The organism is Streptomyces sp. NPDC057702 (genome assembly GCF_042799315.1).
Taxonomy (GTDB): domain Bacteria; phylum Actinomycetota; class Actinomycetes; order Streptomycetales; family Streptomycetaceae; genus Streptomyces.
In genome coordinates this window covers 141881-162985 of sequence record NZ_JBHVJC010000016.1, presented here as the reverse complement: position 1 = coordinate 162985, position 21105 = coordinate 141881, and the positions used below count along the sequence as shown (strand labels likewise).

Annotated in this window: 12 protein-coding genes and 2 pseudogenes; 12 read left to right on the top strand and 2 right to left on the bottom strand. The window is 71.0% G+C overall.

The genetic code is table 11. The features are described from left to right. The first annotated feature begins 27 nt into the window (after positions 1-27). From ACFVFR_RS14845 to ACFVFR_RS14805, 9 genes and pseudogenes are all read left to right on the top strand, one after another. Positions 28-723: a response regulator gene (locus tag ACFVFR_RS14845; RefSeq protein ID WP_383701310.1), complete on the top strand. Its 696-nt coding sequence runs from the start codon at positions 28-30 to the stop codon at positions 721-723. A 131-nt stretch (positions 724-854) separates the two neighbouring features. After that, complete coding sequence (locus ACFVFR_RS14840; RefSeq protein WP_383701307.1) at positions 855-2858, top strand: ATP-binding protein; 2004 nt, start codon at positions 855-857, stop codon at positions 2856-2858. Beyond that, on the top strand, positions 2855-3409 hold the full coding sequence (locus tag ACFVFR_RS14835; protein WP_383701304.1) for a hypothetical protein: 555 nt from the start codon (positions 2855-2857) through the stop codon (positions 3407-3409). Before ACFVFR_RS14840 ends, ACFVFR_RS14835 begins: the two co-directional genes overlap by 4 nt. A gap of 506 nt (positions 3410-3915) precedes the next feature. Continuing rightward, positions 3916-6819 carry a leucine--tRNA ligase gene (leuS, locus tag ACFVFR_RS14830; protein WP_383701301.1) on the top strand — a complete coding sequence of 968 codons (2904 nt, stop codon included), beginning with the start codon at positions 3916-3918 and terminating at the stop codon, positions 6817-6819. A gap of 1335 nt (positions 6820-8154) precedes the next feature. Then, a complete protein-coding gene (locus tag ACFVFR_RS14825; protein ID WP_383701298.1) occupies positions 8155-9018 on the top strand; it encodes a hypothetical protein in 864 nt (287 codons plus the stop codon). Between the two features lie 137 nt (positions 9019-9155). Then, entirely contained in the window at positions 9156-10001 is an 846-nt protein-coding gene (locus ACFVFR_RS14820) for a DegV family protein (RefSeq protein ID WP_383701295.1), read from the top strand. A 586-nt stretch (positions 10002-10587) separates the two neighbouring features. Beyond that, positions 10588-11595 (top strand): annotated as a pseudogene (locus ACFVFR_RS14815) (SLBB domain-containing protein); the annotation flags it as partial. A gap of 9 nt (positions 11596-11604) precedes the next feature. Next, complete coding sequence (locus ACFVFR_RS14810) at positions 11605-11970, top strand: helix-hairpin-helix domain-containing protein (RefSeq protein ID WP_383701382.1); 366 nt, start codon at positions 11605-11607, stop codon at positions 11968-11970. A gap of 1040 nt (positions 11971-13010) precedes the next feature. Next, positions 13011-15170 carry a ComEC/Rec2 family competence protein gene (locus ACFVFR_RS14805; protein ID WP_383701292.1) on the top strand — a complete coding sequence of 720 codons (2160 nt, stop codon included), beginning with the start codon at positions 13011-13013 and terminating at the stop codon, positions 15168-15170. Positions 15171-15198: 28 nt separating this feature from the next. On the opposite strand, the pseudogene ACFVFR_RS14800 reads toward ACFVFR_RS14805, so the two are convergent. Beyond that, positions 15199-15855: pseudogene (locus ACFVFR_RS14800) on the bottom strand (PstS family phosphate ABC transporter substrate-binding protein); the annotation flags it as partial. Positions 15856-16726: 871 nt separating this feature from the next. Between ACFVFR_RS14800 and ACFVFR_RS14795 the strand changes: the two are divergent. Together ACFVFR_RS14795 and ACFVFR_RS14790 are read left to right on the top strand one after the other, a co-directional pair. Next, entirely contained in the window at positions 16727-17398 is a 672-nt protein-coding gene (locus ACFVFR_RS14795) for a winged helix-turn-helix domain-containing protein (protein WP_383701289.1), read from the top strand. Continuing rightward, positions 17395-18843, top strand: coding sequence for an MFS transporter (locus ACFVFR_RS14790; protein ID WP_383701286.1), 1449 nt, complete (start codon positions 17395-17397; stop codon positions 18841-18843). Before ACFVFR_RS14795 ends, ACFVFR_RS14790 begins: the two co-directional genes overlap by 4 nt. Positions 18844-18849: 6 nt before the next feature. Here the strand turns inward: ACFVFR_RS14790 and ACFVFR_RS14785 are convergent, their stop codons facing one another. Beyond that, positions 18850-19077 carry a hypothetical protein gene (locus ACFVFR_RS14785; RefSeq protein ID WP_383701379.1) on the bottom strand — a complete coding sequence of 76 codons (228 nt, stop codon included), beginning with the start codon at positions 19075-19077 and terminating at the stop codon, positions 18850-18852. A 798-nt stretch (positions 19078-19875) separates the two neighbouring features. Between ACFVFR_RS14785 and holA the strand changes: the two genes are divergently transcribed. Further along, complete coding sequence (holA, locus tag ACFVFR_RS14780; protein ID WP_383701283.1) at positions 19876-20865, top strand: DNA polymerase III subunit delta; 990 nt, start codon at positions 19876-19878, stop codon at positions 20863-20865. Positions 20866-21105 lie beyond the last annotated feature (240 nt).

The following is a 21105-nucleotide window of genomic DNA, read 5'->3' as shown; positions in this document are numbered from 1 at the left end:
CCGGCCGGGGTGTTCATAATCGACCGCATGCCGCATGTGCTGCTCATCGAGGACGACGCGTCCGTACGGGACGGGATGGAACTCGTGCTGCGCCGGCACGGATACGACGTCGCGGTGGCGGCCACCGGCGAGGAGGCCCTGGCCCTGCTGGACGGCCCGGGGCGGGGGAGGGTCGAACTGGCCGTGCTCGACCTGATGCTGCCCGGTATGGACGGCTTCGAGGTGTGCCGCCGCATCCGCGCCAGGACCACCACCCTGCCGGTGATCATGCTGACCGCGCGCGGCGACGACGAGGACATCGTCACGGGCCTGGAGGCGGGCGCCGACGACTACGTGGTCAAACCGGTCACCGCGCCCGTCCTGGAGGCCCGCATCCGGGCCGCGCTGCGGCGCGCCGAACCGTCCGGGCCGGGCCAGGACACGGCCCCCGACCTCGCCGGGCTGGTGATCGACCGCGCCGGACTGACCGTCACCAAGCGCGGCCGGCGCATCGCGCTGCCGCCCACCGAACTGCGGCTCCTCCTGGAACTCTCCGCCGCCCCCTGCCGGGTCTTCAGCCGCGAGCAACTGCTCGAATCCGTCTGGGACCACACCTTCCTGGGCGACTCCCGGCTGGTGGACGCGGCGGTCGGCCGCCTGCGCGCCAAGCTGGAGGACATACCCGCCAAGCCGCGCTACGTCCAGACCGTACGGGGCTTCGGCTACCGCTTCGGGCCGCTGTGAGCCGGGGACGAGGGGCCGCCGCCCAGCGCGTACGGGGCCTCGCGCGCCGTGGTGGCGTGCGGCGGCGCCTCGGGGGTGCCCGGCGGCGTGTCGGCGTCGCGCGAGGCCGTGTCGGGGGTGCGCGGCGGCGCATGGGGGGTGCGCGGCGCCGCTCCCGGCGGCTCGTGGGCGGGCTGCGCACCCGGCTGGTGGTCACCGTCGTCGTGGCCACCCTGGTCAGCGCGGTGACCGCGACCGCCCTCGCCTACCGCGACGCGCGCACCGCCGTCCTGCGACGCGCTCAGGACGCCGCCGTGAGCGACCTGCGCGAGCGGGTGACCGCGGTCGCCGTCGACTTCGACATACCGCCCGACCAGCGGTCGCTGGCCCGCTTCGCGGCGAAGGTCTCGGACGGCATCGGCGCGCGCCCCGTGGTCGCCCGCTACCAGGACCTCGTCGCCGTCTCCGACGCGCGCGCCGAGACCGCGGGCCGTGTCACCGCCGAACTGCGGGCCGCCGTACGCGTCGGCGACGGAGCCCACCTCCAACGGGCGCGCTGGCGGGGCGAGCCGTACCTGGTGGTCGGCATGCCCGTGACGTACACCGACGGGGATCGCCGCACCTCCGGCCTCGAGGTCTTCGCCATCGTCGACCTGCGGGCCGAGCGTGACGACACGGCCGCCCTGCTGGACTCGGTGCGGGCGGGCATCGCGCCCGTCGTGCTACTGGCCGCCGTGCTGGCACTGCTGTCCGCCCGCACCGTCCTGCGCCCGGTACGCAAGCTCGGCCGCGCCACCCGCGAACTGGCCGCGGGCGACCTGGGCAGCCGCGTCGTCGTCAAGGGGCACGACGAACTCGCCGACCTGGCCCGTACGTTCAACGAGACCGCCGACGCGCTCCAGTCCTCCGACGCGGAGCTGCGCGACCAGGAGGCCAAGGCACGCCGCTTCGTCGCGGACGTCTCGCACGAACTGCGCACCCCTCTCGCGGCGATGACGATGGTGGCCACCGTCCTGGAGGAGGACGCCGACCGCCTGCCGCCGGACGCGGCACGGGCGGCCCGCACGGTCGGCGCGGAGACGGCCCGGCTGTCCCGGCTGGTCGAGGACCTGATGGAGATCTCCCGCTTCGACGCCAAGGCGGTACGGCTGAACGCGGCCGAGACCGACCTCGCCGAGACCGTACGCGCCTCGCTGGCGCTGCGCGGCTGGACGGACCGGGTGCGCACACGCCTGGACGAGGGTGTGCGGGCGGTGGTCGACCGGCGCCGCGTCGACGTGATCGTCGCCAACCTGGTGGGCAACGCGCTGCGGCACGGGGCCCCGCCGGTCACCGTCACCCTGACGACGGTGCGCGCGGCGGAGGGCCCGTGGGTGACGCTCACCGTCGCCGACCACGGCCCCGGGCTGCCGCCGGAGGCCCGGGAGCGCGTCTTCGACCGCTTCTACAAGGCGGACGCGGCGCGCACCCGGCGCGCGAGCGACGACAGCGGGCAGGGCAGCGGCCTGGGCACGGCTATCGCCCTGGAGAACGCGCGACTGCACGGCGGCACGATCGAGGTGACCGACCTGGCGGGGGCGGGCCAGGTGGCCGGTGCCCCCGGCGTCGACGAGGTGGAGGGGATGGACGACGTCGCCGTCGACGGGGCCCGCGAAGCGGGTGCGACGGGTGGCCCTGGCGTCGACGGAGCCGACGGGGCCGACAGGGCCGACGGTGTCGGTGTGGCTGGTGCGGCTGGTGCGGCTGGTGTGGCTGGTGTGGCTGGTGTGGCTGGTGTGGCTGGTTCGGCTGGTGCGGCTGGGGTCTCGGGTGTCGACAGTGCCGCTGCGGCCGGGGTTGTGCGCGCCTCCGGTGTCCTGGGTGTTCCCGGCGTTCCGGGTGTTCCGGGTGTCTCGCGAGCCGCTGACGTCTCGGACGTTCTGACTGGCTCCGCTACTGCGGGTACCTCCGCGTTCCTGGGTCTCTCCGACGCCTCCGGCGCCACGCGTTCCCGGGACGCTACGGCTGGTGCTGGTGCTGGTGTCGGTGTCGTCGGCGTTGCCGGGGGCGATGTGGCGGGTGTCGTGGAGAGGGCTGACGGGGATGGCGGGGGGAGGCGCGGCGCCGTGTTCACGGTGCGACTGCCCTTGCGGCGTACCGAGGAGGACGACCAGTGAGGGGTGTGCGGGCGCGGGTGGGCAGCCTGTCGGAAGGGGGCTCGGGGCGGCTGCGGCACGGGGTGCTGGCCGGCGCCGTGGTGGCGGGGGTGGTCGCCGGGCTGACGGGCTGCGGTGTCCAGCCGACCGGCGTGGTGAGCGCGGGCGAACCCGCGTCCGGGCTGACGCGCGGCATGCGGCTCTACTACGCCTCGGCCAGCGGCCTGCGCGCCGTACCCGTGCTCGACACGCAGATCACGGAGCTGAACGGGGTGGTCAAACTGCTCGGCCAGGACCCGACGCCCGCCCAGCAACGCGACGGGCTCACCTCGCTGGTCCAGATCGGCGGTGCCTCGGTCTCCGGCTCGGGGCCACGCGTCACGGTGCGCTTCGACGGCCCGTACCCCGGTACGGGGCGTGACCTGGGCACCGGCCAGCTGGTGTGCACCATGGCACGTGCCCAGTCCGTGCTCGATCCGACGGTACGGACCGACGACGTCGAGGTCACCATCCGCCCGTCCGAGGGCGCGCGACTCGGCCCCTACCGGTGTGCGGAGTTCCTGGGCGGGTGAGGCGGGCGACCTGCCGACCTGGGCGGGGTGGAGTGGCGAGCCGGGCGGAGGCGGGATGGCTGTGCGGGTCGGGGTGGTCGTCGAAATCGGGCCGGGGCCGTTGTTCAGGGCGAGCCTGGGCCCACTCGCCTGTTGCCCGACAGAAGGCTCGGTCACACCCCGGCGAGGGGCTCGGGCCGGAGCCCCGCGGTCCCCGGGCCCGTCGGGCGCGGGACCTGGTCGATAGCTCTGACCAGGGGGCCGGTCGGCGGCGCGGAAGCTGTGGCCAGCGAGATCGCGGGCACCGACGCGACGGGCCGCGGATCGCGTACGGTGCGACGGCTTGGACCGCTGCGGTAACCTGACCTCATGCGTGCCGTACGCCTTCTGCTTAGCGAGCCGCGCTGATCAGTACCGACCGAAGCGAAAAGCCGGTCGGCATCGGCGCGGCGTCCCCTCCTGTGCGAGGGGATTTTTCGTTTCCGTACGTATCCGCTGGCAGAGACGATCGATGGAGCTTTGAGACGATGAGCGAGACCCACACCGCCGCCGAGACCGTAGCCGCGTCGCCGCACCGCTATACGGCGGCGCTGGCCGCTGACATCGAGGCGCGCTGGCAGGACTTCTGGGACGCCAACGGCACGTACGAGGTCCCCAACCCGGCCGGTGAGCTGGCCGCCGGGCGCGAGGGAGGGCCGGACGCCGAGCGGGAGGCGCTGCTGGCGCGACCCAAGAAGTTCGTCATGGACATGTTCCCGTACCCGTCGGGCGCGGGGCTGCACGTCGGCCATCCGCTGGGCTTCATCTCCACCGACGTGTACGCCCGCTTCCACCGCATGACCGGCCACAACGTGCTGCACACGCTGGGGTTCGACGCGTTCGGCCTGCCCGCCGAGCAGTACGCCGTGCAGACCGGCACGCATCCGCGCGTCTCCACCGAGGCCAACATCGCGAACATGCGGCGTCAACTGCGTCGGCTGGGCCTGGGCTACGACAACCGCCGCTCCATCGAGACGATCGACCCGGCGTACTACAAGTGGACCCAGTGGATCTTCACGCAGATCTTCAACTCCTGGTACGACCCCCAGGTCAACGCGGCTCGGCCGATCGACACGCTGATCGCGCAGTTCACCTCGGGTGAGCGCGCCACCCCCGACGGGCGCGCGTGGAGCGAGCTGAACCCCGCCGAGCGCGCCGGCGTCCTGGGCGAGTACCGCCTGGCGTACGCCTCGGACGCGCCGGTCAACTGGTGCCCCGGTCTGGGCACCGTGCTGGCCAACGAGGAGGTCACCGCCGACGGCCGCTCCGAGCGTGGTAACTACCCGGTCTTCAAGGCCAAGCTGCGCCAGTGGAACATGCGCATCACCGCCTACGCCGACCGGCTGATCGACGACCTGGACGCACTGGACTGGCCGGAGGCGATCAAGCTTCAGCAGCGGAACTGGATCGGCCGTAGCGAGGGCGCCCGCGTCGACTTCCCCGTCGTCGCCGACGGCGATGCGCGGATCACGGTCTTCACCACTCGCCAGGACACGCTGTTCGGCGCGACGTACATGGTGCTGGCGCCCGAACACGAGCTGGTGGAGCGAATCGTTCCGGCCGCCTGGCCCGAGGGCACGCACGCCGTGTGGACCGGCGGCTACGCCACGCCCTCTGCGGCCGTCGCGGCCTACCGCAAGCAGGCCGCGGCCAAGTCCGACGTTGAGCGACAGGCCGAGGCGAAGGACAAGACGGGCGTCTTCACGGGCGCGTACGCCACCAACCCGATCAGCGGCGAGCAGGTCCCCGTCTTCATCGCCGACTACGTGCTGATGGGCTACGGCACGGGCGCGATCATGGCCGTACCGGCGCACGACAGCCGTGACTTCGCCTTCGCACGCGCCTTCGAGCTGCCCATGCGCTGTGTCGTCGAACCCAGCGACGAGCGCGGCACCGACCCCAGCGTCTGGAACGACTCGTTCGACTCCTACGAGGCGAAGATCATCAACTCGGCGAGCGCCGACATCACCCTGGACGGCCTGGTCGTCAAGGACGCCAAGGCCAAGGCCACGACGTGGCTGACCGAGCGCGGCATCGGTGAGGGCGCGATCAACTTCCGACTGCGGGACTGGCTGTTCAGCCGGCAGCGCTACTGGGGCGAGCCGTTCCCGATCGTCTACGACGAGGACGGTGTCGCGCACACCCTGCCCGAGTCGATGCTGCCGCTGGAGCTGCCCGACGTCGAGGACTACTCGCCGCGCACCTTCGACCCGGACGACGCCGACACCTCGCCGGAGACCCCGCTGTCCCGCAACGAGGACTGGGTCAACGTCGAACTGGACCTGGGCGACGGGCCCAAGCGCTACCGCCGCGAGACCAACACCATGCCCAACTGGGCGGGTTCGTGCTGGTACGAGCTGCGCTACCTGGACCCGACCAACAGCGACCGGCTGGTGGACCCCGAGGTCGAGCAGTACTGGATGGGCCCGCGCGAGGGCCAGCCCACCGGCGGCGTCGACCTGTACATCGGCGGTCAGGAGCACGCCGTACTGCACCTGCTGTACGCCCGCTTCTGGTCCAAGGTCCTGCACGACCTGGGCCACATCGCCTCGTCCGAGCCGTTCCACAAGCTGTTCAACCAGGGCATGATCCAGGCGTACGTCTACCGCGACAGCCGGGGCATCGCCGTGCCGGCGGCCGAGGTCGAAGAGCGCGACGGCACGTACTTCTACCAGGGCGAACAGGTCAGCCGACTGCTGGGCAAGATGGGCAAGTCGCTGAAGAACGCGGTCACCCCGGACGAGATCTGCGCCGAGTTCGGCGCGGACACGCTGCGTCTGTACGAGATGGCCATGGGCCCGCTGGACGTGTCCCGGCCGTGGGACACGCGGGCCGTCGTCGGCCAGTACCGGCTGCTGCAGCGGCTGTGGCGCAACGTCGTGGACGAAACGACCGGCGAGGTCACCGTCGTCGACGTGGAACCCGACGAGGCACTGCTGCGTGTGCTGCACAAGGCGATCGACGGCATCTCGCAGGACCTGACCCAGCTGCGTTTCAACACCGCCGTCGCCAAGCTGACCGAGCTGAACAACCACGTCACCAAGGTGCGCGAGGTCCCCCGGCCCGTGGCCGAGTCCCTGGTGCTGCTGACCGCGCCGCTGGCTCCGCACATCGCGGAGGAGCTGTGGCACAAGCTGGGCCACCCGACTTCGGTCGTCCACGCCTCTTTCCCCGTCGCGAACCCCGCCTACGTCCAGGACGAGGCCGTGACCTGCGTCGTTCAGCTCAAGGGCAAGGTCAAGGCGCGCCTGGAGGTACCGCCGTCGATCTCCGACGAGGAACTGGAGCAGCGAGCCCTGGCCGACCCGGCCGTCATCGCTGCCCTGAACGGTGCGGCCATCCGCAAGGTGATCGTCCGGGCGCCGAAGCTGGTGAACATCGTCCCCGCGTAAGCACACGCCGAGCCACCGAGCAGCGACGCCCTTCAGCCGTGCGAACACCCCGGCACCCAGTATCCCGCCGCGCCGGGGTGCGGCGGCTGAAGGGCGGGTGACCTGGCGATCTGGCACGGCGGTATTGCGGTGATCCGCGAGCCGAGCCGTGTGACCGCTCGGCCGCGCGGGGGCCCAGCGCCGTGGCGTTCCGGTCGTCCCGACGTCGCGGCCTGCCGGCGTACCGGTGCGACTGGGGCTCGCGGCCTGGCATGACGACCATGCGGGGCCTCGCGGTCCGGCGCGACGCCGGCGGGACAGCTCGGGTCCCGCTGCCCGGTGTGACAGTTGCCTGGTCGCCGGACGCCACGCGCTTCTGGTGTTCCCGCGCGACGGCGCCCATGTGGCCTGGAGCCCTCTGATCCAGCGCTCCGATGCGATGGCACGGCGTAATCCTGACGGACGACGGGACTCCGACGGATGGCTTGACGGTGTCGAAGGCCGGTTCTCCGCCACGTGAGGCGGAGGGCCGGTCTTTGCTCTGTGGGTTCGTGTGTACACGATGGCGGGTCCCTGTCTGGCGAGATACGAAAGGGCGGCGAGGCGGCCTCCCTGAGCGGGTTCGACCTGCACGCGTGAGGTGGGGGAGGGCTGCACTCGACCGTGCGAGCACAACCTGCCTCCCGCGGGGCGGCGAACTGCCCACGGGTGCTGGCGGGGCGGCCTGTTCTCCACACAGGCAGGTGCGGCCTGTGCGGTTGAGTCGGGAGCGGGCTGGTGATCCGTGCTCGCTGACGGATGTGTGGTGGCGGGCCGGCCGGGTGTGTGGATGACGGGTCGGCGTGGGTGAGGCGGAGTGGCTGGGCTAGTAGGTGGGCTTGGCTGGTGAAGGGAGGGCGTGCGTTGGGAGAGAGTGTCGGCTCGGTTCGGGGTGTGATCGGGTCGTAGGAGCGGCTTGGGGACAGCTCGGGGGAGATGACCCGAAAGTGCGTTCAGGTAGGGCGTGGCGTGTGCTGGACTGGGCCGGCGTTGATCCGGGTGAGGTCGGAGACCTGCCCGCCCGGTGTCGGCTCCTGGTCCTGGTCGTGGGGATGCGAGTACCGGCCCGGATGGTCTGAAGGCGGTCCGTTCTGTGGGTGGCCGATGCGGGAGCGGCCACATGTGCTGGCGCGAGCGAGGGCGGGCTCGCCGTCTCGGGGATGACACCTAGGGGCGGGTTACGGGTTCGCGGGGAACCCGGAGGCGGTCTGCGCGGTTTACCGTATGAGGCGAAGCCGTCGTCGTGGCCCGGAGGAACCCGGAGCTCGACCGTGGCGTCGCGCGACACTGCCGAACCTCGAGATACGCGGGAGCACGATGGAAGCCGTAGTGGCAATCCTGGGGCTGTTCTTGCTGCTCTGCGTCGTTATCGGCGTGTACGCCACCGTGAAGGTGGTCAAGGCGGCCAAACGAGGCGTTGACCGCACGGTCACCCAGGCCCGGCGCACGGTCGAGGACACCAGACTGCGGGCCAAGCAGTACACGCAGGTCGGCCCGGGCGCCGAGATCGCTGAACTGCGGATGTCGCTGCGCACGTCGATGCGGGCCACGCGCCAGGCGTTGGACACCGCCACCACCGAGGACGCCTCCCTCTCCGAGTCGCGCGCACTCTTCGAGCGGCTCAGCACCCACGGCCACGACGTGGACGATGACCTGCGACGACTGGAAGCCGAGCCGGACCGCAACCGAGTCGCCGCCCGCCTGCCTGAGCTGCGCAAGCGTACGGAGCGAGTGACGCACTCCGCCGACTCCCTGCGCTGGGCCGTCCAGGACCGTGCGGGACATTTCGCCGAGGACGATCTCGCCGGCCTGAGCGACCAGATCCAGATGGAAGCCACCGCGCTGCGGCACTGGCGCTCCGAGCACCTTGCCGAGGACACCGATCGCACCCCCTTCACTGCGGGAAGCACGGCGGCTCCGTTCGGAGCGGGCGACCCGACTCGCCCCTCAAACGTCTCCGGTACCCCTGGTGCCCCGGACGGAGGGTGGCCCGGCACGAACACGTCGGCATTCGAACCATTGGCCGGCGAGTCGGCGGCGACCGTCTCCGGAGCGGGAGCGGACACGCCCACGACAGACGACCCGGAGCCGGCAGAGGGACCACGCGCCCTCACGGCCGACCCCAGACTCCGGAAGTCGTACCCCTGGCAGCGGTCCGCTCGGCCTGAGAACACCACGTGAGCTGGGAACACCACCTCGGCGACCGCGCCCGCTCCGACACCGTCATCGCGCCTGCCCGTACCCCGGCAGCAGGGTCGTGACCGGCGTCGATCACCCCCAGCTATCGGCACTGGCCGACCACCGATAGCCTGCCAGCCATGTCCCCCCATGTCGCCATCATCACCGATTCCACGGCCTACTTGCCGCAGCAGGCGATGGAGCGGCATCACATCACGGCTGTCCCCCTGACGGTGGTGCTTGGCGACGAGGCGTTGGAAGAGGGCACCGAGATCTCTGCCCGATCCGTCGCCCAGGCCCTTCAGAAGCGAACCTCGGTTACTACTTCCCGGCCCAGTCCCGCGACGTTCGCCGCCGCGTACCGTCGGGCCGCCGACTCTGGCGCTCATGGCATCGTGTCCCTCCATCTGTCAGCGGAAATTTCCGGTACGTACGACGCGGCAGCCCTCGCCGCGCAGGACTCACCCGTTCCGGTGCGAGTGATCGACACCGGGATGGTGGCTATGGCGCTCGGATTCTGTGCTTTGTCGGCGGCGGAGGTCGTAGCGGTCGGCGGCACGATGGACGAGGCGGTGGCCGCGGCGGAGAAGCGCGCGGTCGGCACGTCCGCGTACTTCTACGTCGACACACTGGACTACCTCCGCCGGGGTGGTCGCATCGGTGCCGCGCAGGCCCTGCTCGGGTCGGCGCTGGCAGTCAAGCCCCTGCTCCAACTCGACGAGGGCCGCATCGAGTTGTTGGAGAAGGTGCGTACCGCCTCCAAGGCCATCGCCCGCCTGGAGGAGATCGTGGTGGAACGGGCGGGGGTGCAGGAGGTGGATATCGCCGTGCACCACCTGGCTGCCGGTGAGCGCGCGGCGCAGCTCGCGCAGCGCCTCCGCACTCGGGTACCCGGCCTGGTGGAGCTGCACGTCAGTGAGGTGGGTGCGGTGATCGGCGCCCACACGGGGCCCGGTCTCCTGGGTGCGGTGGTCTCCCCTCGCTGATCGCGCTCCGTGCGACCTTCACCATGTGATCGACGGGCCCGCCCTTGCTTGCATACCTCCCCCGATCCTTCTTCGTGTCTCGGCCTTCGTCAGGCCCTGCAGCTCGGCATGCCTCGGATTTCGTTCGCGATCTGGCGAGACGGCTGCCGTGTGCTCCGCACCCTGCACGGCGGCGTGTCTCACCCGCACCGTCCTCGCCGACTCTCTCCTTCCGTTACCAGCGCCTTTTCGGTGCCGAGTACCTGCTGCCCGCCGAACCCCAGGCTCTGTGTGTGCGCGGATGCGGAGCTCGGCATCGCTATCGTGAAAGCCCTGTGTTTGCTGTCTGGCTGGCCCGCCACCTCAGCTCGGCGCGCCGCTCGCTGGCTGACATGTGGCAGACGTCGCCGCTCCGCCTCCTCTTACTTAGCGTGATATTCCTGTAGGTCCCGGTCGGCTGTTGGACCGAGGTCGTCGCGCGTGTGAGTCCAGGCGGCTTGCCCGTGACTGCCTTCAGCGCATCGCCGCCGCCTCGAAGACCCTGAGGCCCTGCCCGTGTCATGAGTGAAGCAACAGCCTTGGTGACTTGGGAAGTTGCTTTCTGTGTATGCGCTCGAACGGGTGGCGAAGTTATCCACAGTTTCTTGGTTATCCACGGAACTCGGGAAGGCGCGGCAGCATCGCCGACGGTTCTCTACAGTCGATCGACATGAGCAGTCAGACACGGAAAGTAACGGTGGATCTCATGGCGAGCCTGCGCGGTGGATCCGGGCGGCGTGGGGTGCCGAAACGGCGCCTCGGGCTTGGGCCGCGAGGGCCGGCGTCTCGCACGAGCGCTGTTCGCCGCAGACCAGGTGGCCGCCGAGCCCCGATGCCGGATGCGGGCGTGAAGCGAGCCCGGACAGTCGGACTGCTGGTGGCGAACGAGCCGCCAGCCGAAGCCGTCAACGTGTTGGGAGCGCCCGCCGCGCGGCCAGGTATCCGTGAGCAGAGGGAGGATCGAGTGGTGCCCTCGTCAGGGAGTACGGCCCTGGCGGAGTCGCCTGCGAGGAGGGAGTGGTGGTCCGCTGCTGAGGCGACAGACAGCCCCGGGCGCCCCGGAGCGGAAGAGCCGGGCGCTGGCGAGTCGCCGCCTGGCGGCCCGGCGGACCAGACCGTGGCGGAGGGCATCGCGGACACCGGCGACATCGATCCGGGTTCGCCAGCCACCTCGCCGAACCGTGCTCCGCGACGGTCGCGTGCCGTGGGACTCGCGCTGAGGGAGCGATTGCCACTCTGGCTCCAAGCGCGGTGCGCCATCAAACCCAAGGCGCTCGGTGCCGTTGTCGCGGTACTGCTGGCGGCCGTGGCCATCGCCGGACACCACTTCCGGACCGGACGCCCGGAAACGGTGAGCGCGCCAGCCCAGCAGCCGCGCGCGAAGGCGACGCCCGAGCCTCCGCCTCCAAGCGGCCAGCAACCCCACCCCTATCCGGGGTCCGCGCCAACACGGGTGGGGGCGAGCCGATTCGTCGTGGTCGACGTGGCCGGCAAGGTGCGTGCACCGGGAGTGAGACGACTACCGGCCGGTGCGCGGGTGGCCGACGCACTCAAGGCGGCTGGGGGAGTACGACCGGGCGTGCGGATGAGCGAGTTGAACCGCGCCCGAGTGCTCGTCGACGGCGAACAGATCGCTGTGGGTATCAAGGCTGGTGCTGGTGGCGTTCAGGTGAGCGGTGCCGCGACGGTTGGCGGCAGCGGTGCTCCGGGCGCTTTGGCTGGCTCCGGTTCGGAGACCGGGGCTGATGGCGCTGCCGGCGCCCCCATCAGCCTGAGTGCCGCGACGGCCGAGCAACTTGAGAGCCTGCCCGGAGTGGGGCCCGTTCTCGCACGTCACATCATCGACTACCGGGAGCAGCACGGTGGTTTCGGTTCCGTCGAGGACCTGCGTGAAGTGACCGGCATCGGCGACAAGCGGTTCGCCGACCTACGACCTCTCGTGCAGCCGTGAGCAGCTTCAGTTCCCGGCCTCCGGGCTCGGCGCGTTCGCCTGATGGCGATCCAGGGTGCGCATACCCCGGGACTGCCGGCCCACCCCGGACGGCGGCGGCCCCGTACCGCGCCCGCATCGCCACACCGCCAGACACCGCAAGGGGGTCAGCTGCGACACGACCATCCGGAGCAGCGCAGCCGACAGCGGAGGGCCGACCGGACACAGCGACCAGCGCGAAGGGCGCCGACACCACGATGCGCGCGCATGGGGCGCCGCGAACCCGGCACAACGCGATCATGCCGCAGAACGAGGAAGGGCCGGCCGACCTGCGGCTGATTCCGCCAGCCCTGGCGGCCTGGCTGGCAACCGCCCTGGCACTGGGAGCGAACCCGACGGCAGTCGTAGGGTGCTGCGCCCTGGCTGTCGTCACTGCGGTGGGACTGCTGTGTGTGGCATGGCGGGGGAATCGACGGAGAGGCGCCGGTAGCGGCGTGGGGGCGACAAGTGCCCGCCGGCGGGCAGGGGGTGCGACGGCCGTCGCGACCGCGTTGCTGTGCGCCGTCGCGACGGCATCCGTGGCGACACTGCACGCGGCGGACGCCCGTAGGGGGCCGATTCCCGAGCTCGCCCGCGACCGGGCCGAGGCCGTGGTCGACCTCACTGTCACAGGCGATCCGCGCCCGATCAGGCCACGCGTGCGAGGCTCGGCACTGGCGCCTCCCGCCCTCTCTATCGACGCTGTGGCGAACGGTGTCAGAGTGCGGGACAGCATCCGACCCCGGCGGGCGGGCGAAGGCCCCGTGGAACGCGTTTCGCGGACGCGCGCACCAGTGCTGCTCATCGTCGACCTCCATGACTCCGCTCGAGCGTCTGGGGCCTCGGCGACACGCGGCGGCGCGTCGACGACGGACGACATGTGGACGGAGCGGGGCGACGGGCACGGACCTGATGCGTCATCGGCGGCTGGCGTGCGGTGGCACGATCTGCTGCCTTCGACGCGGCTCAGAGTGCGAGCCCGAGTGGTGCCTCCAACTCGGGATGGGGACCGTGTCGCTGCCGTGTTGCGTACCGACGACGACCACCCGCCCCGCGTGCTCGCTGGGCCGAGCCGCCTTCAACGTACGGCGGGGCGGTTGCGCGCGGGGCTTCGGGACGCGTCGGACGGACTGAGCGCGGATGCGCGGGCGCTGTTGCCCGGCCTGGTGGTGGGCGATACCTCACGGGTGTCGGCCGATCTTGACGAGGCCTTCCGGGCTACCGACATGACGCACTTGTTGGCTGTGTCCGGAAGCAATCTGTCGATCGTGTTGGCCTTGCTGATCGGGCCGCCACACCTGGCGGCGCGGGCCGAGCGGCGTGGGCTGGCCGCTCGGATCGGCGTTCCACTCAGGCTGACCGCGCTGCTCGGTGGTGTGCTGACGCTTGGGTTCGTGGTGGTGTGCCGGCCCGAACCGAGCGTGTTGCGGGCCGCCGCGTGCGGGCTGATCACCTTGATCGCTATCGGGACGGGACGTCGTCGGACGCTGCTGCCCGCGCTCGCCGCCGCCGTGCTGGCCCTGTTGCTGTACGACCCGTGGCTGGCCCGTAGCTACGGCTTCGCGCTGTCGGTGCTGGCCACGGGCGCGTTGTTGACCATCGCCCCGCGGTGGAGTGCCGCGCTGCGGGCCCGTGGTGTGCCGCGGCGGCTGGCCGAAGTGCTGGCCGCGGCGGCCGCGGCCCAGGCGGTGTGCGCGCCGGTGGTCGTGGTGCTGTCCGCCCGGGTGAGTCTGGTGGCGATTCCGTGCAATCTGCTGGCCGAGCTGGCGATCGCGCCCGCGACCGTGTTGGGCTTCGCGGCCCTTGCCATGGGCCCGTTGGCTCCGCCGGTTGCCGTGGGCCTGGCCTGGTGTGCTGGTTGGCCGGTGGAGTGGCTGGCTTCGGTAGCCCGTACGGGAGCCGCGTTGCCTGGGGCGGGGGTGAGTTGGCCGGGTAGTTGGGCGGGCGCGTTCACGCTGGCTGCGGTCACGGTCGTCATCGTGCTGCTGGTGCGTCGCGTCCTACGCCACCCCTGGCTCTGCGCGGCCTGCGCACTGCTGCTGGTGGTGGCCCTGGTGCGACCGGCGCCGCTGGTTCGGGTGATCACTGGTTGGCCACCGCCCGGCTGGCGGTTGGTGGCCTGCGATGTCGGGCAGGGCGACGCGCTGGTGCTGGCTGCCGGGGAGGGCACGGCCGTGGTGGTGGACGCCGGGCCAGATCCGGGGGCGGTGGACCGCTGTCTGCGGGATTTGGGTGTCGTGCGGATTCCGATGGTGGTGCTGACCCACTTTCACGCGGACCATGTGGCCGGTCTGCCCGGTGTGTTGCGGGGCAGGGCCGTTGGGGCGGTGCAGACGACGAGTCTGCGGGAGCCGCCGGGGCAGGCCGAGTTCGTCCGTGGCACGGTCGCGAGGGCCGGTGTGGATCAGCTTGAAGCGGAGCCAGGCGAGCGCCGGCGTACCAACGGGTTGTCCTGGCAGGTGTTGTGGCCTCCGAAGCTGTCGGGCCCGCCCCCGCCACCGGCCATCGCGTCGCGTGACGGATCTCGTGCGGAGCGTGTCGCACCTGCCCCCGAGCCCGCCCCCACCGCCGCAACCGCGCACCGGCGAGGCGCGTGGGCCTCTCTCGCCGGCGTGGGTTCGGCAGGTGTGCGTAGTGTGCGCCGGGACACGGGCGTGGCGGAGGCGTCGACACCTGAGGGTGTGAGCGCAGCCGACGCGGGGGCCGTCACCGGGGCGAACGATGCCAGTGTCACCTTGCTCGTCCGTACGGCGGGGCTGTCCATGCTGCTTCTCGGTGACCTCGAACCCTCGGCACAGCAAGCCCTGTTGGCCGCGCACCCTGATCTCGGGCCCATCGACGTGGTGAAGGTCGCGCATCACGGGTCGGCTCATCAGGACCACAGGCTCCTGCGCAGCCTCCGCCCTCGACTGGCGTTGATCTCGTGCGGCGCGGACAACTCGTACGGCCATCCAGCGCCCAGCACCGTGGCCGCCCTGCGCGAGCAGGGGGCGCGGGTGCTGCGAACCGATACCGACGGATCGGTGGCCATTACGGGAGCCGAGGGCACTCCGCGAGCCTCTATTCGGGGGCGCAGGCGCGGGAGAAGAAGTTCTCGGCCCTGGAGCAGGGGAGGTGTCTGTGCGTCCGCAACACGGTCTGCGCGTTCTGACTGTTCATGTAGGCGAGGAACTTGGCGGTGAGGGAGCCGTCGCGAGGCTTGCCGTAGGTGTAGAGCCGTTCGGCGGCCCAGAAGGGGTAGCGGTCCGCTTTGCCCGGGACGAGTTCTGGTGCCTGACCGTTGAGTCGGACGGTGGTGACCCGGGGACTGCGACTCGCCGCGTATGTCTCCGCGTAGCCGATGGCGCCGGGTGTGCGACCGATGGCTTCCAACGCGGCGGTGGTGCCCGATGCCTCGCAGTCGCGGCTGGAGGCGGACTGGTCGATCCTGGTGCAGTCCGGGGGCGGGGTGCGGGTGCGGGGCTTCTGGCTGCCCAGCACTTCCTGCTCGAAGGTGATCCGGGTGCCGGACTGGGAATTGCGGGTGACCAGGCTGATCGGTATGTTCCTGCCGCCGGTCACCTGGTTCCAGTTCTTGCTCGTGCCGTTGTAGATGTCGTTGAGCTGGTCCGTGGTGAGGTTCTTGACGCCGGTGTCGCGGTTGACCACCACACTGAGCGGAACCACGCTGACGGGAGGGCCTCCCACCAAGTCCGTGTCGCTGTCATCGGCCCGGACGTCCGACATCGCGATAAAGGCCGGGCGGTGGTCGGGGTGATCGGCGCCGGCACGGTTCAGCTTCTCGAGCCCGTTCAGGCTGCCTTCGCCCTCCACCTTGATGTCGGCGCCAGGGCACTGCTTCTGGTAGTCCTCGGCGATGGCCTCCATCGGTTTCGCGAACGCCGTCGAACCCTCGATGATCAGCTCACCGGAGGCGCAGATCGAATTGACGGTCTTCTCACTGGAGTTGCGGATCAGCAGACCCCCGAGCAACCCCATCAGGATGATGAAGACACTGCCGAGAGCGAGGCTCACCTTGCCGGGGCCCCGACGTTGCGCGTTGCGGCGGATGGAGCCGCCGCTGATGAAGCCCGACACCGTCACGTCGCTTCCGTTGCCGGCGAGCAGAACGAGAAGCTTGAAGTGGTCCCTGCGGTTGAGCGGCACCTTGGGAAGGGTGAGCCTGTCGCCCGACACGCGCAGCCCGTTGTTGCGCGTGAGCATGTTCTCCAGGGAGGCGTCGGTCTCGGTGACCTTCACCGCCGCGATCGTGCGCCCGGGGAACTCGACGACGAGCGGTTCCTGGTAGTCGTGGCGCACGATGTCCTTGCTGCCGTCGTTCTCGACCCGCAGCAGCGCCACCGTCGCGTCCGTCACCGCCTCGTCGTTGACCAGCAGTTGAAGCTGCACGATGTCGTGGGCGGACGGAGGATTCATGCCGACTGTGGCGTCCATCTGCACGCGGTAGCCGATGCGCTTGCGGCCCGGGAGGTACCGCTCCACCGCCCAGACCACTCCCGTCAGGACCAGTCCAGCGGCTGCCAGGATCGTCTCGGTGTCAGGGACCGCCACAGGAACCTCGCACACATGGTCGGACGCGCATGCGAGAAATCTACGAAGGACGCCCGTGCTCCGCGCCCGCTTGGCTGGGTCAACACCAGAGGTTCATCTGCTGGCTGCCATGGGTCGCCCGTCGGGTACCCGGATGTCCTCCTGCGAGCTCCCTGTAAAGAAGTCTTTCTAAAGGTATCTTTAGAAGATGTCAGAAAGCTGCGAGAGCGCCAAGCGAGGTCCCGTCAAGCCGGACGCTTCATCTCCTGCACGGGAGTCGACGGGCGGGGCACGGCTGACCGACCCGCGCGCCCTGCGTGCGTACGCCCATCCCACTCGCATGCGCCTGGTCGGTCTGCTTCGCGCTCACGGGCCCTGTACCGCGACACGGGCGGCCGAACTGACCGGCGAGTCCGTCGCCAGTTGCTCGTATCACCTGCGAATGCTCGCCAAGTACGGCCTGGTCGAGGTGGCCGCCGGCGGGCAGGGCAGGGAGAAGCCGTGGCGGGCCACGGCACGCTTCACCGAGTGGCCCCACAGCTCGACGGAACCGGCCGTGGCGGAAGCGGCCAACGCGGTGGAACTGGCCGTCGTGGAGCGGTACTTCGAGCAACTCAACGTCGCCGTCGAGATGCGCCACACACTGCCCGACGAGTGGCAGCGGGCCGAGCGGATCGGCGATGCCCTGGTCTACCTGACCGCCGACGAACTGTCCGCCGTTCACCGACAGATCGACGCGCTGCTGCGCCCCTTCGAGGGGCGCGAGACACACCCGGAGAGTCGACCGGCGGGAGCCCGGCTCGTCCAGGTCATCCGCGCGGGCTTCCCGTTGCCGCAGGCGCCGGGGACCAGTACTGCCGCAGCCGCGGAGGACGCGTGAACGTCGCGGAGAAGGTGCCCGTACTGCTGAGGCAGAGCCCGTTCCGACGGTACTGGGCCGGGCAGAGCGTCTCCCTGATCGGAGACCAGATCTCCCTGTTGGCGCTACCCCTGGCGGCCGTCGTCATCCTGCACGCCGACGCGGCGGAGATGGGCTGGCTGGCCACCGCGCAACTGCTGCCCGCGCTGGTGTTCTCGCTGGCGGCGGGGTCCTGGGTCGACCGGCGGGCCAGCCGCCGGCGCATCATGATCGCTACGGATCTGGCGCGCGCCGTACTCGTCGCGTCCCTGCCCGTCGCGTACGCGCTCGACGCGCTCAGCCTCACCCAGCTCTATCTCACGGCGTTCGCGGTCGGCTCGCTGACCGTTGTGTTCGACGTCTGCAACGCCACGTTGTTCGTCTCACTCGTGCCCCCCGCGCGTTACGTCGAGGCCAACGCGTTGATCAACGGGAGCCGCTCGCTCGCCTACGTGGCCGGGCCGAGTGTCGGCGGATTCCTCGTACAGATGCTGGCCGCTCCGTTCGCGCTGATCGCCACTGGCCTGACCTATCTGGTATCCGCGCGCTATCTCGGTCGGATCGCCCCCGTCGAACCGCCACCCTCCATGCCGGCCAAGGGGCACTTCACGGCCGGGCTGCGTTGGATCATGCGCTCGCCCGTCATGCGCGCCACCTTCGCGGCCTCCGCCACCATCCAGTTCTTCAACTTCATCTTCCACACTCTCTTCATCCTCTACGTCACCTCCGAGCTGGGACTGAGCGCGGGATTGCTGGGAGCCGTCCTCGCGGTAGGAGCGGCGGGTGGGCTCGTGGGTGCGGCCGTCACGGGCCGGGTCGTGCATCGCCTGGGCATCGGTCGCGCCGCTGTCCTGGGGTTCACCCTCTTCCCCGTGCCGTTGCTGCTCGTGCCCCTCGCGGGTGGCCCCACGCCGCTCGTTCTGACCCTGCTCTTCCTCGCGGAACTGGGCTCCTGCATAGGCGTGATGATCACCGACATCGCCGTGAGCTCGCTGCACGCGGTGCTCATACCGGATGCTCTGCGGGCCCGGGTGACCGGCGCCTACCGCACGCTCACTCACGGCGTGCGTCCGATGGGCGCGCTGGCCGCGGGGGCGCTCGGGTCGACCATCGGGTTGCGCCCCACGCTGTGGATCGGGACCGCGGGCGCCGTGCTGTGCCTGCTGTGGGTGCTGCCCTCGCCGGTGCCACACATACGCGACCTGTCCGGCCTCGCCCCACAGGACACCGCCGGCACCGAACCAGTGGACGAGGCTCAGCCCGTATTTGAGAACGCGGCGACTGCCGAGAACAACGCCCAGGTCGGGGCCGTGGACAGAGAAGGAGGCGAAGCCGGAATCGACAATGCGATCGCGCCCGGCGAGCGGGGACAGGCTGAGGGACGAGCGACGGCGGGGGGTGCGGCCACGCCATCGGTGCCGCGTTAGCCACCCCTACTCGGCCTCGTGCCACCCGTCGTACTCGGCGGCGAAGGCATCGAGCGTCGCCGCCGCCAGAAGTGCCTCCGGGTCCTCGATGACGACCAGCCACTGGGCGTCCTCGGCGTCGTCCTCGCCGGCCAGCGCTTCGCGTACGACCTGCGGTTCCTCACCGAGCCCGAAGCGGTCCACGGCCTCGTGAGCCGCGTCGTCGGCGGCATCACGGTCGGGGAGTACCAGCAGGTGACGGATAACGGGTTCGGACTGCTCGTCGGCTCGGGGTCGTACGCTCACCAGCCCATTGTGCGCGACGATGGTCGGCGCGCCGAAGCCGCCTGCCTCGCGTCGTGCGGCGGGGGAGCCGTCGTGGTCGGGGCGCGAGCGGGGCTCACGACCGTGCCATGTCGTGCCGTGCGGGCGACGGTGGCGGTGCCGGCCACAGCGCGGCGCTGGTGACGGCGGCGTGAAGCTGATCACGGCGTGAAGCTGGCCACGGGGTGCTGCTGGCCACGGCGCGACGGTGGTGACGATGACGCGAAGCCGGTGACGGCGCGATGCTGGCCACGGCGCGAGGGTGGTGACAGCAACGGTGGTGGAGGTGGGCGGGCGGGCAGGGGGAGAGGGAAGGGAATCCAGCAGCGCACCCGCCCGCGCAGCGGAGCCGTACGCGCCCAGGTGTGCGGACGCGCCCAGGCACACGCGCCTGACCGGGTACGCGCAGACGGCCGCGCGCCGTTGGTCCCCCCCGCTCAGCCGCTGGCCAACCATCGATCAGCGGGCCAGCCACCACTTGGTCAGCCATCACCCGGTTACCTGCTCAGCTGTCGATCAGTCGGCCAGCCACCACCCGGTCAGTCGATCAGCCGCCAGCCGGACGTTGGCCCCGCACGGCCGTAGGCCAGACGCCAGCCCCCACACAGCCAGCCGCACGCCCTCAGGTGGACGCATCGGGTGCGCGCGAGTGCGGGCGTTGGGGGCCGGGGGTGGCTATCAGGCGGCTGGCCGGTCGGGGTGTCAGTGGCCCGTGGGATGCTGGGGGCGATGGCCAAGAAGACGACGACCGACGATCCGCTCGCCCCCGTGACACTTGCCGTGGGCCAGGAGGATCTGCTGCTCGACCGCGCCGTGCAGCAGGTGGTAGCCGCGGCGCGGGCCACCGACCCCGACACGGATGTGCGCGACCTCGCTCCGGAGGCGTTGCAGCCCGGCACACTCGCCGAGCTGACCAGCCCGTCGCTGTTCGCCGAACGCAAGGTCGTGGTGGTCCGGTCCGCGCAGGATCTCTCCGCCGACACGATCAAGGACGTGAAGGGGTATCTGACGGCCCCGGCCGAGGAGATCACGCTCGTCCTGGTGCACGCGGGAGGAGCCAAGGGCAAGGGGCTGCTCGACGCGGCCCGCAAGGCCGGCGCCCGCGAGGTCGCCTGCCCCAAGATGACGAAGCCGGCCGACCGGCTCGCGTTCGTGCGCTCGGAGTTTCGGGCCATCGGCCGTTCCGCCACCCCCGAGGCGTGTCAGGCCCTGGTCGACGCGATCGGCAGTGACCTGCGGGAACTGGCCAGCGCCTGCACGCAGCTCACCGCCGACGTCGAGGGCACCATCGACGAGGCCGTCGTCGGGCGCTACTACACGGGCCGCGCCGAGGCGTCCAGCTTCACCGTGGCCGACCGAGCCGTCGAGGGACGTGCGGCGGAGGCGCTGGAAGCGTTGCGCTGGGCCCTGGGCACGGGCGTGGCTCCGGTGCTGATCACCAGCGCGTTGGCCCAGGGTGTGCGTTCCATCGGCAAGCTGGCCTCGGCGCCGCGCGGTGCCCGTCCCGGCGATCTGGCCCGCGAACTCGGCATGCCGCCGTGGAAGATCGACCGGGTGCGGCAGCAGATGCGCGGCTGGTCGGCGGATGGCGTGGCCGTGGCGCTGCGTGCGGTGGCCGACGCCGACGCGGGAGTCAAGGGTGGGGGGGACGACCCGGAGTACGCGTTGGAGAAGGCCGTCGTCGCCGTGGCCCGAGCCGCCCGTTCGGGTCGCGGCTGAGCACTTCGTCGCGCCACCGACTACCCCGCCTCACCGCGCGACCTCGCCCCCCACTCAGCACCGCTACTCACCTCACCGCCCCAGCTCCGCCGGCACCCCCAACCCACCACACGACTCAGCCCCCCACTCAGCTCCACGACCTCCCAAAGCACCGTGCCACCCAGCCCCAAGCCCCCAGCCCGCCGTGCGGCTCAGTCCTACCGCGCCCCCAGCCCCACGACCTTCCACCTCCCCGCGCGA